Source organism: Conyzicola nivalis, from assembly GCF_014639655.1.
GTDB classification, from domain to species: Bacteria; Actinomycetota; Actinomycetes; order Actinomycetales; family Microbacteriaceae; genus Conyzicola; species Conyzicola nivalis.
The window spans coordinates 2,567,510-2,581,736 of sequence record NZ_BMGB01000001.1 but is presented as its reverse complement, the minus strand read 5'-3'; the positions used below and the strand labels follow the sequence as shown (position 1 = coordinate 2,581,736).

Below are 14,227 nucleotides of genomic sequence, written 5' to 3'. Positions count from 1 at the left end.
AAGCCGTTCTGGACATATGATCTAAAGCATTGTCAGATCGGTGCGAACACCGGATCCAGCGTGACGGACTCAGGAGCATTGTGACCGACCTCAAAGAGGACACCGTCACAGCCAAGCATTCGTCGCCAGCTTCCATCCCACCACGTCGACGCGACATTCAAGGGCTTCGCGCTATTGCCGTTGTAGCGGTTGTGGCGTTCCACGCGAATCTGCCGTTTCCGGGGGGCTACGTCGGCGTCGATGTGTTCTTTGTGATCTCAGGTTTCGTAATTACCGCGATGTTGCTGCGTGAGAGACAAACTACGGGGACCATCCGCCTGACAACGTTTTACGTACGCAGGTTCCGCCGTCTAACACCGGCGCTCGCTCTAATGGTCAGTTCAACGGTGGTTGTATCGGCCTTCCTGATGTCGCCCCTGTGGAGCCAACAACTCGTCACATCCACGGCGGTGGGGGCAATGCTTCTCTTCGCGAACTTTGCGATCGCACAATTTTCGGGTGGCTATTTCGGGATAGTGGCAGAAACCAACCCGCTTCTACACACTTGGTCTTTGTCAGTTGAAGAGCAGTTCTATCTCGCCTTTCCGATCCTGCTCCTACTGGGATGGCGAGTGGCCCGTCGAATTGGGCGACCCAGCGTCGTGATCGCAGTCCTTGTCGCGGCATTGGGGGCCGTATCGTTCGCGATTTCAATCGGGGTCGCGCTCGGAGTTTCCTTTCCCTACGTGCCATCGGCACTGCTGGGGTTCTACAGTCCGGTCGGTAGAGTGTGGGAATTCGCGGCTGGCGCGCTACTAGCGGCGATCGCTACCCGGATTTGGCTGCCTACGAAAACCGTAGGCACCGTCACGGGTATCACGGGGATCGCGCTGATCGCCGTGTCCGTTCTCGCCTTTACCGACTCGACCGTTTTCCCCGGACCAGCGACGGTGGTGCCTGTGCTGGGAACTGTTCTTGTCCTGTACGCCGGGCTGGGTTCAGTCAACCCAATCAGTCGGCTCCTCGGCGCGCGCCCGCTCGTCGCTATCGGCAATATCTCCTATTCCTGGTACCTGTGGCACTGGCCCATGATCGTGTTCGCAGAACTCATCTGGCCTGGCGAATTATGGGGACCTATCCTCGCTGCAACCGTTTCGCTCGGTCCCGCCGTCGCTTCGTACCACTTTGTGGAGCGGCCGCTGCGTAAACCTGTCCGAAGCAGTAAGCGGAGGCTCACCGCGCTCGTTGCGGTGACGTTGATCGTTCCCCTGACGCTGGCCGCAACGCTCGATTTAGCCGTAAAGAGCAACTACTGGTCCGCCCGGATGGCCCTGATGCAGGAAACTCAAGCATTTCATCCGGGTCTCGCTTCTGGTTGCATAACGCCGGTGCCAATCACCGTGGCGACGCAGGCGAATTGCGAGTGGAATGCGTCCGCGTCGGGCGAACCGATCTATCTCATTGGCGACTCGGTCGTCGAACAGTATGGCGAGGCACTAATCGGGGCAAGCCTGGAACTCAACCGCCCCCTCTTCATGACGACTGCACCCGGATGTCCTCCCTACCGGATCACGCTTCGGGTTCCGGGAGAACCAAAGCCGATGGATGCGACGGAGAAGGCTGGCTGCGCCCCTTACATCGACGGGACCCTCAGTTGGCTTGAAGCCCGTACTCCCGGGCTCGTGATTATGGGTGCCAACGATGTCTCATGGTGGTCGCCCTCGGATCTTGTCGATTCGATAGCGATGACTGGCGATCTTGGCGACGCCGACGCACTCGCGAAAGTCTCTGCTGCGCCGAATGCCGAGAAGAAACGCGCCCTCGTGAGCGGTATGGAATCCACGGCCGAGCGGCTGTCCGCGGCAGGGCATGAAGTTGTGATCGCAAAGGCACCCCCGAGCTATCGTTTCCCAACGCCCTCGTGGAAACCGGGAAACTGCGCCGTCGCTGTCATCATGGCGGACCTATGCAACACGTCGGCTACCGTCGACGAAATGGATCTGGTGCAGGGCGCAACGCGCGAGGCCGTCGACGAAGCGGCCCGCCGGACTGGAAGTGCCATTCTCGATCTTCGCGACTATTTCTGCCCAGGATCTATCTGCACCACAAGACACGGAGACCTTGGCCTCTACCGGGACGACATTCACATCTCCGTGCCCGCTAGCAAAGACCTCATACCGCGATTCACTCAGTTCTTGACTGATTTGGGCTAGCTCGCTGATGTGGTCTAGCTAACAGTTGACGATTGCGTCGCGCCCCTGGGTATTAGTAGTCGTTTCGGCTTTCAACCCACGCCGGTGTATGTCTCGGCCCGCTCGAGTTCTTTCCAGCGCGGTGTCGTTCGTCTACTCTGCCTGCTCACGCTCCATGTACCACTCCGTGAAGCGGCTCGCCTTGCCTTCTTCGAAAGCGATCAACCACAAGTTGTCGTAGGTCGGGTTCTCGTCGAGGTACTCGGTGACGCCCTGCACAACGGCCGTTCCATCGTCGAGCAGGCCGACGATCTTGAAATCGAACGTCCAGGTGTCGGGTGCGTCGGGCTCTTCGAGCCATCCCGTTACGATCTCGTCGCGGCCACGCCACGGCTCTGGGTCGTTAGGCCGGAATTCGTAGAGCGCGTCTTCGGTGAACAGAGCCGCCACTTCGTCGGCGTCGTTGCTGATCCAGGCGGATCGGTAGGCCTCTATCCAACGGGTCACTTCGTCTGTCGTAGTCATGGTGACTGTTCTAGTGGCGGCCGCCGACACACGCATAGGGGTTGTGGGTGCGATTAACGGCGGAAGGCGCCCACCCCCGTGAGGGATGGGCGCCTTCCGCTTCGACAAGCCCAGCGAGCGTTGGCGTTACAGGGCCGCGAGATCTCCGAGCACGGCGTCGCCAGGAGCGGCCATGATGTTCTCGGCCTTGATCTCGGCGCGGCCGAGCAGTTCGTCCATCTTGCGGCGACGAGCGCGCGGGATGAGCGTGACGACGGTACCGACCTTGCCGGCGCGGCCCGTGCGGCCGGCGCGGTGCAGGTAGGTCTTGTACTCCTCGGGAGCGTCGGCCTGGATGACCAGGCTGATGTCGTCGACGTGGATGCCACGTGCCGCGACGTCGGTCGCGACGAGAACGTTGACGCGACCACTCGTGAGCAGCTGCAGGTTGCGCGTACGGCGGCTCTGGTTGAGGTCACCATGGAGGCTCGTGGCGGGGATGCCGGCGTCCTCCAGGTAGTCGCTCATCTCTTCGGCAAACGCGCGGGTGCGGGTGAAGACCAGGGTCTTGCCCTCGCCCGCGGCGAGCTCGCGGATGATCTCGCGCTTGTCGCGCTGCTCGATGAGCAGAACCTTGTGGTCGATCGTGGAGGAGGCCTGGTCTTCACCGGCAACCTCGTGAACCGACGGGCTCTTGAGGAACTGCTTCACGAGGGTGGCGACACCCTTGTCGAGGGTTGCCGAGAAGAGCAGCTTCTGGCCGCCCTCCTTGGTCTCCTTGAGGATGCGCTGCACGGGCTCGAGGAATCCGAGGTCGCACATGTGGTCGGCCTCGTCGAGAACCGAGACGATGACGTTCGAGAGGTCGAGACGACCCTGCTCGACGAGGTCCTCGACGCGGCCCGGGGTCGCGATGATGATGTCGACGCCGCGCTGAAGGGCGGAGACCTGCTTGTACTGCGGAACGCCACCGACGATCGTGGTGGTGAACAGGCCGACGCTGCGGGCGATGGGCTGAACCGTGCGGTCGATCTGCATGGCGAGCTCACGGGTGGGGGCGAGGATCAGGGCGCGCGGCTTGCGGCCGGCCTGACGGTCCTTGCCACCGTTGTTCTCCATCAGACGCTCGACGAGCGGTGCACCGAAAGCGATGGTCTTGCCGGAACCGGTCTTGCCGCGTCCGAGAACATCCTTGCCGGCGAGAACGTCGGGGATGGTCGCGGCTTGGATGGCGAACGGAGCCGCTGCACCCATCGACTCGAGCTGGCGGACGATGTTGGCACCGAGGCCGAGATCGCCGAAGGTCACGCCTTCGACGTCTTTGGCCGTGATGACCTCGGCTTCGAGACGCTCGAGAACGACGTCTTCCTGCATGCCGCCGCCGGAGTGCGACTTGTTCGCAGCGCCGTCTTTGGCCGGGTAGTAGCTGGAGTCGCGGGTGGGACGCTCGGCGCGGTCGGCATAGGCCGGACGCGAGGGGCGCTCGTCGCGGTTGTACGAGGGACGTTCCGTGCGCTCGGCGCGGTCATACGACGGACGGGCCGAGCGGTCGCTGTTGTAGCTGGGACGCTCGGTGCGGGCGGGACGGTCGCTGTTGTACGACGGACGCTCGGTGCGGGCCGGACGGTCCGAGTTGTACGACGGACGCTCGGTGCGGGCCGGGCGGTCGTTGTAACTGGGACGGTCGTTACCGTAGCTGGGACGCTCGGTGCGCGCGGGGCGCTCCGAGTTGTAGCTCGGGCGGGCCGGGCGGTCGGGGTTGTACGACGGGCGCTCGCTGCGGCCGGCGCGCTCGTTGTAGGGCGTGCGCGGCTGGCGATCGTTCGTGGCCGGACGGTCGCCGTAGCTGGGACGCTCGGTGCGAGCCGGGCGGTCGCCGTAGGAGGGACGCTCGGTGCGGGCGGGACGGTCGGCGCTGTCGCCGTAGGTCGGACGCGCGGGACGGTCACCGTACGACGGACGGGCCGGGCGGTCGTTGTAGGTGGGGCGCTCGTTGCGGTCGCCGTACGCGGGACGCGCGGGACGGTCGCCGTAGGCGGGGCGCTCGGAGCGGGATGCGCCGTTGCTGCGGTTCGGGCGGTCGCCGTAAGCGGGCTTCTCGCGCGGGTTCCAGTCGGGACGACGGTCGCCGCCCGAGGGGCGGTCTCCCGTACGTGCGGCACGGTCGTCGCCGGTCCAGCGCTTCTTGGGTGCGCCGCCCTGGTCGGGGCGGGAGTTGCGAGCATCGCCGCCACGAGGGGTGTACGGCTTCTTGTTGTCGCGGTCCGACTTGTTGTAGTCAGGCTTGGAGTACGGGGACATAGTTCTTTCCTGGGTTGTTTCAGTTACGTGAAAGTACACGTGCAGATGCAAACGCGATGTGGAGTACGCGTGAGTTGCACTTCTGAACCCGGGCAGTCTTTGACCGAGGCCATCACATACATTCGTGTGATTTTTCCGCAGCGGATGCGCTGGGAAACCGGCCTCTAAGACTTACAAACCCATACACGCCATGCGTGCTGTCTCGAGCCGACTAGTCCACGTTAGTGCATGGCGCGTCATTGTGCCAGCTTCGCGTTGCTTACCCTCATGGACTCGAGCCACATATCGGCTCGTGTCTCTCTACAGCGAGGCAAACGTGGCCTCCCATTAGAATTTCAAGGTGCAACGAGCCTCCGCGACACCAAAGCGGGGTGACATTCAGGGATTGCGGGCGGTAGCGGTTGTGGCTGTCGTTGTCTATCACTATTTCCCCGCGGTGATCCCGGGAGGATTCGTCGGCGTCGATGTTTTCTTTGTCATTTCCGGCTTCTTGATCACCCTCCTCCTTATCAAGGAGATTGACCTCACCGGTCGGATCTCGATGCGGTCGTTCTATGCTCGGCGTCTCCGTCGCCTCCTTCCCGCATCACTAACGGTGACAGCAGCGACGGTGGGAGCCGCGTTGGTGCTGTTCGGGCCGCTCCAGAAAGCGAACGTGCTCGAAGATGCGGCGTGGTCTACCGCGTATCTCGCCAATTTCCATCTTGCGCAAAGCCCTGATGGATATTTTGCGAATTCGGATCCTTCGCTGTTCATGCATTTCTGGTCGCTCGCCGTGGAGGAGCAGTACTACCTCGTCTGGCCGGCCGTCCTTTTGGTGGTGGCACTTCTTGCCAAGCGTCGGTGGCGGCTCGTCGCCCCCGTGGTCTTGGCGTCGGCCCTGGTCGTCTCTCTCGGCGCCTCGGTGGCCCTCACGGCGTCCGGCTCGAACGACGCCTACTACTCGCTGGGGACCCGAGCATGGGAGCTAGCCATCGGAGGCGCGGTTGCGTTTCTCGTGTTCTTGGTCAAGCGCCAACCTTCGGCGGTCGTGACGTCGGTTGCCGCCGCAATCGGAATAGTCGCGATTTTCTCGTCAGCGCTCATTTTTTCTGACCTCACCCCCTTCCCCAGTTGGACCGCCGCGGTCCCCACCGTTGGCACAGCGCTTGTCATCTGGGCTGGCTCGTATCATCACGAAGGTATCGCGAGTGGTTTAGGGGTCCCACCTCTCCGCTTCATAGGTGACATTTCTTACTCGCTGTACCTATGGCATTGGCCCGTGCTGACGTTCGGCGTGGCGATCGTAGGCTTCAGCAATCCGGCGAAATTAGCTCTTCTCGCAGTCAGTGCGCTCCTGTCAGTGGCGACCTATTACGGCATCGAACGTCGAGGAGCGCGTTTAGGAATTTCGCTTCCGCCCGCGAGAGTAGTTGTGATCGGCATCGCTTCAACCCTCACCGTGGTGCTTTCGCTCATCGCCGCGACGGCGTCATTCCCGACGACGGGTGGTCCGGCGGTCGCAGTCGGTGGGCCTGTGCGCGTAAGCGCTGCCGTACACGAATCCACAATCGTGTTCGACAAACCCGTGGATATCGTGTCACCGGGCTGGCTGCCACAAAACGTCGAACCGACGCTCGAGGCCCTTCCCGCGGATCTCGCGGACGTGTTCCTGGGTTGTATGGGAATCACTGCAGCGACGTGTGTAGGCGGGGATCCGAATGGCGACACCACGGTGGTCTTGGCCGGGGATTCTCAAGCTGGGCATTGGTGGCCCGCCGGCGACCAGGCGGCTCGAGAGAACGGTTGGAAGCTATTCGGCGTTGCGAAAAGTGGATGCCCACTAGCTGAAGTTCCTGTCACAGCTACGCAAGAAGAGGTGGAATCTCCGGGGTGCAGCGTCTGGCGAAGCGAGGCAGTCGCGCGCATAGAGGCGATCGATCCCGACCTCATACTGTTTGCGAACCGGGGTTATGGATACGGCGTTGAGGACCCCCTGAACATGTCCGATTCGGAAATCTCGGAATGGGAAGTCGGAGTATCACCCATCGCCCGCTCGCTGGCGTCTATTGCGCCTCTTGTGTATTTCGGCCGATTCCCGGAATCGGCCGATGACATCGGCGACTGTCTCTACCGCAATCTCAAATCGGTCGACAACTGCGCCACACCGATCGACATTGCCTTGCCTCCGGCTGATCGAGAGCGGGATATCGCCACCGCGGCTTCCGTAGATGCTGTCTACTTTGACCCGTCGACCCTAGTTTGCACAGACGTATGCCCGGTGGTCGACAGGAACCGCATAATCTACCGAGACAGCGGCCACTTCAACGCTTCGTACTCGCAACGCTTGTCGCCCGCGTTCGCCGCCATCGTGGCGTCGACCTTGCCGCCGGCCTACCCCCGATAGAACCGTTCAACGTCGCTGCGAAATGAACACGCGGGGGACGCGCTCCGGTAGAGGCAAATGAGCCTTCGTGAACGTCGCTGACAAATCCGTTCATTGCGCGATGCGCCCATCCTTCTCGAGCCCAGGACGGGCGGTCAAGGGGACAGAATTGACGCATGCCAACCACCATCACCATCGAGCCCCCGCGTCAGCCCGACGTGCTCGAGCTGATGCGCCTCGCCGACGAGTACGCGCTCAGCCTCTACCCGCCCGAGGCGTACCACAAGCTCGATGTGGCCGAACTCGAGCAGCCGGGCGTGACGCTGTTCGTGGCGCGCGACGAGGGGCTTGCCGGGATCGTCGCGCTGGTCGACAACGGAGACGGCTCCGCCGAAGTGAAGCGGATGTTCGTGGCCGAGAACCATAGGGGTCGCGGCGTCGCGGGCGCGCTGCTGGGCCGCCTCGCGGAGGCTGCCGCCGCGGCATCCGTCTCTGTCATCCGTCTCGAGACCGGCTGGGAGCAGCCCGACGCGATCGCGCTGTACCTGAAGCACGGCTACGTGCACATCCCGAACTTCGGCAAGTATGTGGGCGACGAGTCGAGCGTGTGTATGGAGAAGCGGCTGGGCTAGACCTCGAAGCGGGCGGTGCCGTCGGTCTCGACCGCGCTCATGACGCGGCCGCGCATGTCCTCGCTGATCGTGGGCAGGGCGTTGAGCGCGAACCAGGCGGCCTCGGTGTTCTCACCGTCGGCGGGGAACGCGTCGCCGGAGACGTAGCTGCACCTGAAGATGAGGTCGAGGTACTGCGACTCGTCGCCGTTCTCGTAGCGCACCGGGTCGGTGACCTTCACCCAGACGAGGGTGTCGACCGTCGCGACGACGTTCGCCTCCTCGAGGATCTCGCGGGCGGCGGCCACGGCAGGCTCCTCACCCGGGTCGATGATGCCGGTGACCGGGGTCCACGCGCCCGTGTCGGAGCGCCGCACGAGCAGCACCTCCGTTCCGGTGGTGCTGTCACCGTCGCGCAGCACCACCGCCGTGACTCCGGAGAGCCACAGTGGGTGGGTGCCGACCTTCTCGCGCAGGGCTAGAACGAAGTCGGGAGTTGCCATGCTCCGAGCCTAGTCAGCGCGTGCGGAGGCGTGCGCCTCCACGAGCTCGAGCGCCGCCCGCGGAGTGGCGAGAGCCGCACGGTGCTGCGGGTGCTCGCGGAAGAAGTTGATCACGGGCGCGAGCACGTTCGGATCGGAGCCGATGTACTGCGGCTCGATCACAACCGAGCCCGCCGGCCGGAGGTGCAGCGTCAGCCGTATTCCCTTCGGCGCCGTAACCTCTGCCTTGGCGAGATCATCCCAGCTGAGATCGACCGCCTTTGAGCCGCGAACTCCGCGGATGCCGTGCTCATCGAGCACGAGCCCCGCGGGGAGACGCAGTGCCCACAGCTGCTGCAACACCCAGACGAGGCAGAGTGCGCTGATGACCGCGAGCCCGCGCCCGATGGCGTCGAGGCCGTTGACCAGGGCGACAATTCCGGGAACCAGCCCCACGAGCGCGGCCGCGAAGAACAGCACAGGGGCCGCCGCCTGGGGGATGAAGCGCAGCGATGCAGCGTTCTCGTCGAAGCGCACGACCCCCGGCTTGAGCCGGGTGTTGAGCAGCCCCACTCCCACCGGGAAGAGCATGAGGAAGACTGCGGCGGCAATGAACGCGAACCGGGCGGATGGATAGACGTTGAAGATCGCCAGCGCGGCGAAGATCAGCACGATTGCGCCCAGGAACACTACGGCGACGACCGGATTGACCGGCGTCGTGCGCACGGGCACTCGGGTCGACGCGCGCTCGACCGATGCTAGCCGCATCGTGGCGGCGCTCACCAGGAGCCCCAGGTGGGCTTTGCCCCGCTGAGAATCACCGGCCGGCCGTGACCGACGAGAAAGCCGTCGATCGACTCGCGAACATCGATCGGCACCTGCGACTCGTAGAGCCACTTTGCGCCCGCTCCCGCAGCGACAGCGGCGGCGGCGACCGTGACGACAGCGCCGACCGGCGGCACCGCCCAGGTTGAACCCACCGCGGCGACGAGCGCGGTTCCGGCGGCGGCGCCGGCGACGCCGCCGCCGAATTCCACGGCGATCGAGGAAGGGGACTCGCCCGCGGCGAGATCCATCCCGGCCCCGACGACGGTGACAACGCCGCCCGCCACCGGAATGAACTTTGAGACTCCGCGCACTTCGCCAATCATCTCGTTCAACGCGCCAAGGCCCTTGCGAATCTCCGACGGGTTCACCGCATCCGCCGCGGCGCGCAGGGCGGGATTGCCGGAACGTTGCCCTGCCCGGATGTCGTCGAGGGTCTGCTGGATGGCAGCCGCGTCCTCCTCGAACTTCACGTGCAGCCGATCCGCCTTATTGTCCGCGTAGTCGAGCGTGAAGTCGATGATGTCTCCGTTGTCGAGAGCGAGACCTGCCAAAAGCTCCCCGAGTTCGGCGAACTCACCGGCCCTGACGGAGAGCGGCACAAGATTCTCGGAGATCCACTTATCGATCTCTCCGATCCAGGTTCCGTAAAGCTCGGAAAGTTGGTTATAGGTCTCCATCTTCGCCAGGTAGCTGTCGTACTCCTTGATGTCTGCCTCGGGCGCGTTGTCGGCCGGGCAGTATTGCAGAGACGTTGTCGGAACCGCGACGACGGTGCCCGTAACCTTAAGGCCGGCGCTCGTTGCCTGCGTGAGGTACCCGCTGAACTCTTCCTGTGCGCGCTCGATCCGCGAGGCGTAGGCGCGGATGGCGCTGGCGATGTCGTTTGCCAGTTTGGGAAGCCCGGAACTGCTGTCGCGCACCTTCATCGCTGCGGTGCGAAACGCGTCGCCCGACTTGCCCGTCCAGTAGTTCGAGGAGTCGCCCCACGCGTAGGCGAGGTCGAGGTCGGCATACGACGTGGGCTTCGCCACGTCGTTGTCGAGCCAAGTGGCGATGCCCCGCATGCCCTCCGGGTCGCCGGAAACAATCACATTGAGGCCCATTAGTCGTCCAGCCCCTTACCGATGAGGCCGAGGTCTTCTTGGATCTGCTCCTCGGTGAGGGTGACGTCTTCGACCACGGCCGTGGTGATGGCCGCGAGCACCCGGTGGGTGTCCGCCATGATGCCCGCCGCCTCGGCCGCACCCGTGGCGAGAAAGGCGATCAGTGCGGTCGCGGCTCCGGCGTCGACGGCGGCCGGCATGGCGCCGAGTCCCGTGTAGTTCGAGTCGGCGTCTTCCTCTTGAAGCGTCATGAGACGCTCCATGTTGGTGCGGTCGACATAGATGTCGCTCATGCGATGCGCTCCCCGCTGCGCATGGAGGCCGGCACGTCGAAGTCGAAGAGCACGACGTCGTAGGGCTGCGCTTCCTTGATGCGTCCGAGCTGCGAGGTGGACATCACAATCCACGACTGGTTCACACCGCACTTGTCGGCGAGCCGGTCGAGCGCCGTATAGGCGAGCAGCCCCATCCGCTTATCTGAGAGCTCGAGAACTGCCGCGTAATCCCCGCCCTCGGGATGCTCGAGCACCGGGAGGTACAGCATCGGCGGGAGGATCACTGGCGCGTCGGTCATGGATGCTCCTGCTCACTGCGTCGGTCGATGTGGACTGGGCCGATTCTACCGAACGCTGTGGAGCAATGCTCAACGCCCGGTCAGTCGGCGGCTACTCGGCTGAAGCGTCGGGCGCCAGGACCGCCGCCTTCGCCGCGCGCTTGTCGGCGCGACGCTCCTTGCGGCCCTCGACCAGGTAGTACAGCGTGGGCAGCACAACCAGGGTGAGGATCGTCGACGACACGAGGCCGCCGATCACGATGATCGCGAGCGGCTGCGAGATGAACCCGCCGTGGCCGGTGAGGCCGATGCCGAGCGGCAGCAGCGCGAAGATCGTGGCGAGCGCCGTCATCAGGATCGGGCGCAGTCGGCGCGAGGCGCCGTGCACGATCGCCTCGCCCACCTTCATGCCGCGTTCGCGGTACTGGTTGATGAGGTCGACGAGCACGATCGCGTTGGTCACGACGATTCCGATGAGCATCAGCACGCCGATGAGCGACGGAACGCCGAGCGGAATGCCCGTGGCCACCTGCAGCAGGATCGCGCCGGTCGCCGCGAACGGCACCGAGACGAGCAACAGCAGCGGCTGAAGCAGGCTCTTGAAGGTCGCGACCATCACCACGTAGACGATCAGGATGGCGACGAGCAGCGCGAGGCCGAGCTGCTGGAACGCGTCCCCCTGCTGCGACGTGACGCCGCCGAGCTCGGCGGAGGCGCCGGCGGGCAGGTCGACCTCGGCGACGGCAGCCGATACGAGGGACGAGGCGGTGCCCACGTCGTCGCTGCCCGGGGTGACGCTCACGGTCGCACTGCGCACGCCCTTGATGGTCGTGATGCTCGAAGGCCCGTCGGCCTGCTCGACCGTGGCGAGGTCGGACAGCGGCACGAAGCCGGTCGCCGTCGGGATCTGGAACGCCTGGATCTCGCCGAGGGTGGTCGGCGCGTTCGCGTTGTCGATGTAGATCGAGAGGGTCTCCTCGTCGATCACGACCGAACCGCTCGCGCTCGGGTTCATCGCGGCGGTGATGATGCCGCCGACGGCGATCTCGCTGAGGCCCGCCTCCGCCGCCGCAGCGCGGTCGACGGTGATGGCGATGTACGGCTGCGTCACCGACAGGTTGCTCGACGCCTCGGCCACAACGTCGAGCTTCTCGACCTCGGCGAGGATCGCGTCGGCCGAGGTGGTCAGGTCTTCGGAACCGTTGGCCGTGATGTTGATTTCGATATCGGATGACGCGAAGCCCGAGCTCGCCGCGGCGAGAGCGATCTCGCCCGCGTCGTCGATGTCGGCCACCGCATCACGCACGTCGGCCTGCAGTTCGTCCTGGTCGACATCCGGATCCGTCGTCAGCGAGAACGTGGTCGATCCGCTGCCCGTGAAGGCGGCCTGCAGCGAGCTGCCGCTGGAGCCGAGCGACAACTGCACGGTCTCGACGCCGGGCAGGCCGATGAGCGCGTCCTCGACCTTCATGGCCGCGTCGTCTCGCACCTCGAGGCTCGAGCCGAGCGGCATGGTCTGGGTCACGGTGAGGGTGTTCTGGCCGCTGTCGCCGATGAAGTTGGTCTTCAGCAGCGGGGTCACGAGTCCGGTCAGCACGAGCACGAGAGCCGCGGCGAGAAGGGTGAGCCACGGACGCTTGAGCGTCCAGTGGATGACCGGCAGGTACGCCTTCTGCAGGCGACCGGGGGCCTCGACCTCGTCGGCGGCCGGGGCGACACCGCCGGCGTGCTTGTGCACGGGCTTCGCCTTGAGGAACCAGTAGGCCAGCACGGGCACGATGGTGAGCGAGACGAAGAGGCTCGCGGCGAGGGCGATCGTCACGGTGAGCGCGAACGGGCGGAACAGCTCGCCGGTCACGTCGCCCACGAGGGCGAGCGGCAGGAACACGGCGACGGTGGTCACGGTCGAGGCGGTGACGGCGCCGGCGACCTCACGCACGGCGGTGAGGATCGCGGTCTTCTTGTCTTCGCCGAGGCCGAGGTGGCGCTTGATGTTCTCGATCACCACGATCGAGTCGTCGACGACGCGCCCGATGGCGATCGTCAGCGCACCGAGGGTGATGATGTTGAGCGTGTAGCCGGAGGCCTGCATGCCGACGAAGGTGATGAGCACCGAGACGGGGATCGAGATCGCCGTCACGAGCGTGGAGCGGATGGAGAGCAGGAACACCAGGATCACGATGACCGCGAAGACGAGACCGAGCAGGCCCTCGACGGCGAGGCTGTTGATCGACTCCTCGATGAACGGCGCCTGGTCGAAGACCACGGTCAGCTTGGTGTTGCTGCCGAGCGAGTCTTCGATCTCGGGGATGAGGTCTTGCACGAGCTTCGACACCTCGACGGTGTTGCCCGCGGGCGACTTGGTCACGGCGATGGTGAGCGACGGTTCGCCGTCGACGCGGGAGATCCCGGTGACCGGGTCGTCTTCGAGGGTGACCGTGGCGACGCTGCCGAGGGTCGTGGCGGTGCGGCCGCCGATCAGCGGCAACGCGGCGAGGTCGTCGGTCGACTGGATGCGCGAGCCGGCCTGAACCGTGAGGGTCTTGCCGTCTTCGGTGATCTCGCCGGCGGGCAGCAGCACGCCGTTGTCGTCGAGCGCGTCGCGGATCGCCTGGGTGGAGAGACCCGCGGCGAGGAGCGCGGCGTCGTCGGGGGTGATGGTGACCCGCTGTGTGGTCGAGCCGAGCAGGCTCGCGTCGCTGACGCCCTCGAGCTGCTTGATGTCGGCAATCGCGGAATTCTCGAGCTGCGCCGACAGGTCGCGCGGGTCGAGGTCGCTGGTGACGGCGATCTGGATGACCGGAAGGTCACTGAGGCTGAAGGTGAGCACCTGGGTGTCCGCGCTCTCGGGCAGCTGCGACGACAGGCGGTTGATCGCGAGCTGCACCTTCTGCTCGGAGGTCGTGATGTCGGTACCGTACTCGAACGAGGCGGTGATGGTGGAGACGTTCGCGTTGGAGGTCGCGGTCGTGCCGTCGAGCCCTGGCACGCTCTGGATGGCCGTCTCGATCGGGGTCGACACGTCTTCGTTCACGACCTCGGGGCTGGCACCGGGGTACGACGTCACCACGAAGATCTGCGGCAGCGACAGCGAGGGAATGAGCTCCTGCTTCAGCGAGGTGAGTGCCACTCCGCCGAAGATGCCGACGACAATCGTCACGAGGGCGATGAGCGCGCGGTTGCGCAGGCTGAACACGGACAAAAGGTGCACGGAAAACTCCTGGTGGGGGTGCGCTGGGCGATCTGCTGCGGTCGCTGAGACGAGGGTGCACTCCGGTGTGCTTTCCGATTATCCCAGCGGGGTCGGCA

The 14,227-nt window shown here is 64.8% G+C and carries 11 protein-coding genes; 3 read left to right on the top strand and 8 right to left on the bottom strand.

The window, feature by feature from the left end; genetic code table 11:
• Positions 1 to 80: 80 nt before the first annotated feature.
• Positions 81 to 2,192, top strand: a complete 2,112-nt coding sequence (locus IEV96_RS12905) for an acyltransferase family protein (protein WP_188510967.1) — start codon at positions 81 to 83, stop codon at positions 2,190 to 2,192.
• 132 nt (positions 2,193 to 2,324) lie between these two features.
• Here IEV96_RS12905 and IEV96_RS12900 read toward each other — a convergent pair whose 3' ends face one another.
• On the bottom strand, positions 2,325 to 2,696 hold the full coding sequence (locus IEV96_RS12900) for a YybH family protein (protein ID WP_188510966.1): 372 nt from the start codon (positions 2,694 to 2,696) through the stop codon (positions 2,325 to 2,327).
• Between the two features lie 126 nt (positions 2,697 to 2,822).
• Entirely contained in the window at positions 2,823 to 4,976 is a 2,154-nt protein-coding gene (locus IEV96_RS12895; RefSeq protein ID WP_188510965.1) for a DEAD/DEAH box helicase, read from the bottom strand.
• 340 nt (positions 4,977 to 5,316) lie between these two features.
• Here IEV96_RS12895 and IEV96_RS12890 point away from each other — a divergent pair, with 340 nt between their 5' ends.
• Both IEV96_RS12890 and IEV96_RS12885 read left to right on the top strand, forming a co-directional pair.
• On the top strand, positions 5,317 to 7,362 hold the full coding sequence (locus IEV96_RS12890; protein ID WP_188510964.1) for an acyltransferase family protein: 2,046 nt from the start codon (positions 5,317 to 5,319) through the stop codon (positions 7,360 to 7,362).
• 155 nt (positions 7,363 to 7,517) lie between these two features.
• Positions 7,518 to 7,973, top strand: a complete 456-nt coding sequence (locus IEV96_RS12885; RefSeq protein ID WP_188510963.1) for a GNAT family N-acetyltransferase — start codon at positions 7,518 to 7,520, stop codon at positions 7,971 to 7,973.
• Here IEV96_RS12885 and IEV96_RS12880 read toward each other — a convergent pair.
• The 6 genes from IEV96_RS12880 to IEV96_RS12855 all read right to left on the bottom strand — a co-directional run bounded on the left by IEV96_RS12880 (position 7,970) and on the right by IEV96_RS12855 (position 14,129).
• Positions 7,970 to 8,455, bottom strand: coding sequence for an NUDIX hydrolase (locus IEV96_RS12880; RefSeq protein WP_188510962.1), 486 nt, complete (start codon positions 8,453 to 8,455; stop codon positions 7,970 to 7,972). The two genes, IEV96_RS12885 and IEV96_RS12880, sit on opposite strands and share 4 nt — an antisense overlap.
• Positions 8,456 to 8,464: 9 nt before the next feature.
• Positions 8,465 to 9,202 carry a hypothetical protein gene (locus IEV96_RS12875; RefSeq protein ID WP_229733304.1) on the bottom strand — a complete coding sequence of 246 codons (738 nt, stop codon included), beginning with the start codon at positions 9,200 to 9,202 and terminating at the stop codon, positions 8,465 to 8,467.
• An 11-nt stretch (positions 9,203 to 9,213) separates the two neighbouring features.
• Entirely contained in the window at positions 9,214 to 10,365 is a 1,152-nt protein-coding gene (locus IEV96_RS12870; RefSeq protein WP_188510960.1) for a hypothetical protein, read from the bottom strand.
• Positions 10,365 to 10,658 (bottom strand): hypothetical protein, encoded by a 294-nt coding sequence (locus tag IEV96_RS12865; protein ID WP_188510959.1) that lies wholly within the window; start codon positions 10,656 to 10,658, stop codon positions 10,365 to 10,367. The genes IEV96_RS12870 and IEV96_RS12865 overlap by 1 nt, the downstream gene beginning before the upstream one ends.
• Positions 10,655 to 10,939: an SAV_915 family protein gene (locus IEV96_RS12860; protein ID WP_188510958.1), complete on the bottom strand. Its 285-nt coding sequence runs from the start codon at positions 10,937 to 10,939 to the stop codon at positions 10,655 to 10,657. The genes IEV96_RS12865 and IEV96_RS12860 overlap by 4 nt, the downstream gene beginning before the upstream one ends.
• Before the next feature lie 91 nt (positions 10,940 to 11,030).
• A complete protein-coding gene (locus IEV96_RS12855) occupies positions 11,031 to 14,129 on the bottom strand; it encodes an efflux RND transporter permease subunit (protein ID WP_188510957.1) in 3,099 nt (1,032 codons plus the stop codon).
• Between the last annotated feature and the right edge of the window lie 98 nt (positions 14,130 to 14,227).